General features: G+C 59.9%; 3 protein-coding genes and 1 pseudogene. 1 reads left to right on the forward strand and 3 read right to left on the reverse strand.

Features of this window, described 5'->3' with window-relative positions:
• Window positions 1-211: 211 nt before the first annotated feature.
• Window positions 212-1,168, forward strand: coding sequence for an NAD-dependent epimerase/dehydratase family protein (locus NW834_RS13415; protein ID WP_414419412.1), 957 nt, complete (start codon window positions 212-214; stop codon window positions 1,166-1,168).
• 103 nt (window positions 1,169-1,271) lie between these two features.
• Here the strand turns inward: NW834_RS13415 and cobW are convergent, their stop codons facing one another.
• The 3 genes and pseudogenes from cobW to NW834_RS13430 all read right to left on the reverse strand — a co-directional run.
• The gene (cobW, locus tag NW834_RS13420) at window positions 1,272-2,330 is read right to left on the reverse strand and encodes a cobalamin biosynthesis protein CobW (RefSeq protein WP_414351639.1); all 1,059 of its coding nucleotides are present in this window, start codon (window positions 2,328-2,330) and stop codon (window positions 1,272-1,274) included.
• 131 nt (window positions 2,331-2,461) lie between these two features.
• Entirely contained in the window at window positions 2,462-3,841 is a 1,380-nt protein-coding gene (gene psbC / locus NW834_RS13425; protein WP_369791763.1) for a photosystem II reaction center protein CP43, read from the reverse strand.
• Window positions 3,842-4,028: 187 nt separating this feature from the next.
• Window positions 4,029-4,104: pseudogene (locus NW834_RS13430) on the reverse strand (photosystem II protein D2); the annotation flags it as partial.

A 4,104-nucleotide genomic window follows, 5' to 3' on the forward strand; every position in this document is an offset into this window, starting at 1 on the left:
TGTACTTCATCAAAGCGCATTCCTCCCGGCACTGACCCTACGGGTACAGTGCGGGGCTCCTGCGATTTCTAGCTGACATCCTTGCGGCCAGATTTCCAGTGTGGGGTTTGCCAAGTCGAGCGGCTCTCCTACAGGGGAATTCCGGCAGACGGAAGCTGAGGCGGTACACTAGTCAGAAGCTTTTTTCATCGAGTCCCGTTGGGAAGACCTCTTGCGAAACCTGTTTCTTACCGGCGCTAGCGGCTGCCTGGGGCACTATGTGTTGGAGCGCCTGGCCCAGCAAAGGGATCCCGAGTTTCCGGAGCGGCCCGCCTACCACCTGTACGTTCTCATCCGCGAGACCAGCCGCCTGCGGCTGCCCCTAGAACGGCTGCCCGCCCCTATCACCCTAGTACCCGGCGATCTCCTGCGCATCCGGGAACACGCCGCTCTGCTGCGCCAGATGGATGGGCTGATCCACATGGCGGCAGCTTGGGGGGATCCCGCCCTGGCTTGGGCCGTGAATGTTACCCACACCCTGGAGCTCTTTCAGTTGTTGGATCCGGAGCGCTGTCAGCAGGTGATCTACTTTTCCACGGCCAGCCTTTTGAACCAGGACCTGGAGCCTTTGGCCATTGCCGGACGGGCCGGCACCGACTACATCCGCAGCAAGTACGAGATGCTGCTGCGGCGGCAGGAAAGCGGCTTCTGGCCGGAGCGCCTGCTCACCCTTTATCCCACCCTGCTCTTTGGCGGCAGCCCTCACCACCCCTACTCCCACATCACTGCCGGCCTCAAGGACGTTCTCCGCTGGCTGGATCTGATCCGCTTTTTGCGGGTGGATGCCAGCTTCCACTTTATCCACGCTGCCGATGTGGCCGAGATGGTGGCCTATTGGGTGGCCCATCTGCCTGGTGGCGGCGATTGGGTGTTGGGCAATCCCCCCGTCTCCTGGGATGAATGTGTGGAACAGATGTGTGCTTATTTCAAAAAACGGATCTATTTCCGAGTGCCTCTGCCCCCGGCTCTCGTTCGCGGCTTGGCCTTTCTATTTCGGGTGCGGCTTTCAGCCTGGGATGAGTTCTGTCTGCGCCAGCGCCATTTTGTTTACCCGGCCATTTCCCCAGAAACCCTGGGTTTGCGCTGCCACTTCCCCACCGTGGCCTCTCTTTTGGATACCTACCTCTAGACCACCTTTGAGTAACAGTAGAACTGGACGCTGCTTCCTTTCCCTCTGGGACGGGGGGATGAGAGCCGAGGACCCAAGGGATCCCACTCGCCTCCGACAGGGATCAGCCGGTGGGGGCCACCGTTTCTCTGATGGCCAAGGCCTGGAGCTGGGCGGCAATGCGCTCGCGGTTGAGGTTTTGCCCAATCAGCACCAGTCGGGTCAAGCGCGGCTCCTGGGGTCGCCAGGGGCGGTCGTAGTAGGTTTCAAATCGGGATCCCACCCCCTGCAGCACCAGGCGCATCGGCTTGTGGGGAACGGCCACAAATCCTTTGATCCGGTAAAGGCATTCCTCTTGGGCCAACCGGCGTAGCTGAGCCACCAGGGATCCCGGCTCATAACCTCCCTCCAAGCTGAGGTAGAAAGACTCAAAAGCTTCGTGCTCATGCTCCTCCCCGTGATCGTGGTGGCTGGGGCGGCGCTCGAGCTGGTCTTCCACCGCTGCATTAAAGCCCAAGAGCACTTCTGGAGGAACCTGCCCCCGCTCACAAGGGAGGATTTGAACCTCAGGGCGCAAGTGGTGCCGCAGCCAGCTTTCCACCCGAGCTTGCTCCTCTTGGGTAATCTGATCCACCTTGGTGAGCACCACCAAATCGGCACAGCTCAACTGATCCTCAAACAATTCCTCAAGCGGAGTCTCATGGTCCAAACTTTCGTCAGCCTGCCGCTGCGCCTCCAGGGCCGCCGGATCCCCCACCAGTTGCCCAGAGGCCAGAGCCTGACCATCCACCACCGTAATCACCGCATCCACCGTGGCGCCTGTACGAATGGTGGGCCAGCGGAAAGCCTGCACCAGGGGCTTGGGCAAGGCCAGTCCTGAAGTCTCGATCAGGATGCAGTCCAGCTCTGCCCGCCGTTGCAACAAAGCTTCCATGGTGGGCAAAAACTCCTCCTGCACCGTGCAGCAGAGACAGCCGTTGGCCAGCTCCAGAATGGGGATGGATCCCTCCCCCTCACACAGTTGGCAATCCCGCAGCAACTCGCCGTCGATGCCCACTTCGCCAAACTCGTTAACCAACACGGCAATGCGGCGGCCCTGGTTGTTGAGCAAAAGGTGACGGATCACCGTGGTCTTGCCGGATCCCAGAAATCCGGTGATGACGGTAACAGGGATCTTGTGCATCTGCTCTGATGACTCGGTGCTCTTCAGTTTCCACCCCAAACTTTCTTTCTGCCAATCCTTGAGGGGGGGATGCCCAAAAAAAGGCCCCCGGCAAGGGGGGCCAAAGGTACATTCCAGAGGGACTTATGCCCTTATCGGATCGGCTTCATCCGGTAAACCGGCTCGTTCTCGCGGCTGATCCCTTTCTCAAAGCCAGCAGCGGCAGCGCGAGCGCGACCGGCATGCCACAGGTGGCCGACAAAGAACAGGAAGCCGAAGATGAAGTTGTGAGCAGCCAACCAGGTGCGGGGGCTGGTGAAGTTCACCGTGTTGATTTCAGTAGCCACACCCCCCACCGAGTTCAGGGATCCCAGCGGCGCATGGGTCATGTACTCCACTGCACGGCGGGCTTGCCAAGGTTGGATGTCGTTCTTCAGCTTATCCAAGTCCAGGCCATTGGGGCCCAGCAGCGGCTCTTTCCAGGGAGCCCGCACATCCCAGAAGCGCATCGTCTCACCGCCAAAGATGATCTCGCCCGTGGGGGAGCGCATCAGGTATTTACCCAGACCGGTGGGACCTTGGGCTTGGCCAATGTTCGCCCCCAGGCGCTGGTCGCGCACGATGAAGGTGAGGGCTTGCGCTTGCGAGGCTTCTGGGCCAGTGGGGCCGTAGAACTCGCTGGGGTAGACGGTGTTGTTGAACCAGATGTAGCAGGTGGCAATGAAGCTCATCAGCGAAACCGCCGCCAAGCTGTAGGAGAGATAGGCCTCCCCAGACCAGATAAAGGCGCGGCGAGCCCAACCAAAGGGCTTGGTGAGGATGTGCCAAATCCCACCGGCAATGCAGATGATGCCAATGTAGATGTGGCCGCCGATTACATCCTCCATGTTGTCGACGCTGATGATCCAGCCTTCCCCACCAAAAGGAGATTTAAACAGGTAGCCGAAGATCACAGCGGGGTTCAAGGTGGGGTTGGTAATTACCCGCACATCGCCACCCCCTGGAGCCCAGGTGTCATAGACACCGCCAAACCACATGGCCTTGGCCACCAATAGGAAAGCCCCCAACCCCAACAGGATCAGGTGGATCCCCAGGATGGTGGTCATCTTGTTCTTGTCTTTCCAGTCGTAGCCGAAGAAGGGGAAAGACTGCTCCAGAGTTTCTGGGCCGCGAATGGCGTGATAAATGCCCCCCAACCCCAGCACGGCGCTGGAGATCAGGTGCAGCACCCCGATGACAAAGTAGGGGTAGGTGTCAATCACCTCGCCGCCCGGGCCAACCCCCCAGCCCAGAGTGGCCACGTGGGGCATCAGGATCAGGCCCTGCTCATACATAGGCCGATCCGGCGTGAAGTGAGCCACCTCAAACAGCAGCATCGCCCCCGCCCAGAAGACGATCAGGCCAGCGTGGGCCACATGGGCGCCCAAAAGCCGACCGGAGAGATTAATCAAGCGGGCATTCCCAGCCCACCAGGCAAATCCGCCTTGGGTGCGATCTTGCACCACTGCAGAACCAAATGTTGTCGAGGTCACAGAGACCAACCTCCAATGATAGTCAGGAACAAGAGACACCAAAAAAAGTTTAGTTAACGCGAGCGCCTGCCGTTGGGCTCCCTGTCCACTGGGATCCGCGGCAGGGGATCCCTTGGGCAAGCGCTCATCCTCACAGAGCAGATCTCTAGGGATCTACCGCAGCTAAAGTCGAGCGAGCTCAGTGGGTTTAGAGCGCATTGCCGCGGGGGAGGACTTCTTCAGGGAACTCAAAGCGCTCATGGGGCTGGTCCTGCGGCGCCATC

The sequence above is a fragment of the Synechococcus sp. R60.1 genome (assembly GCF_047461835.1).
Lineage (GTDB): Bacteria > Cyanobacteriota > Cyanobacteriia > Thermostichales > Thermostichaceae > Thermostichus.

Excerpts from the sequence above, each read along its gene's own strand:
- cobW (WP_414351639.1), bottom strand. The coding sequence starts at position 2,330 with ATGCACAAGATCCCTGTTACCGTCATCACCGGATTTCTGGGATCCGGC.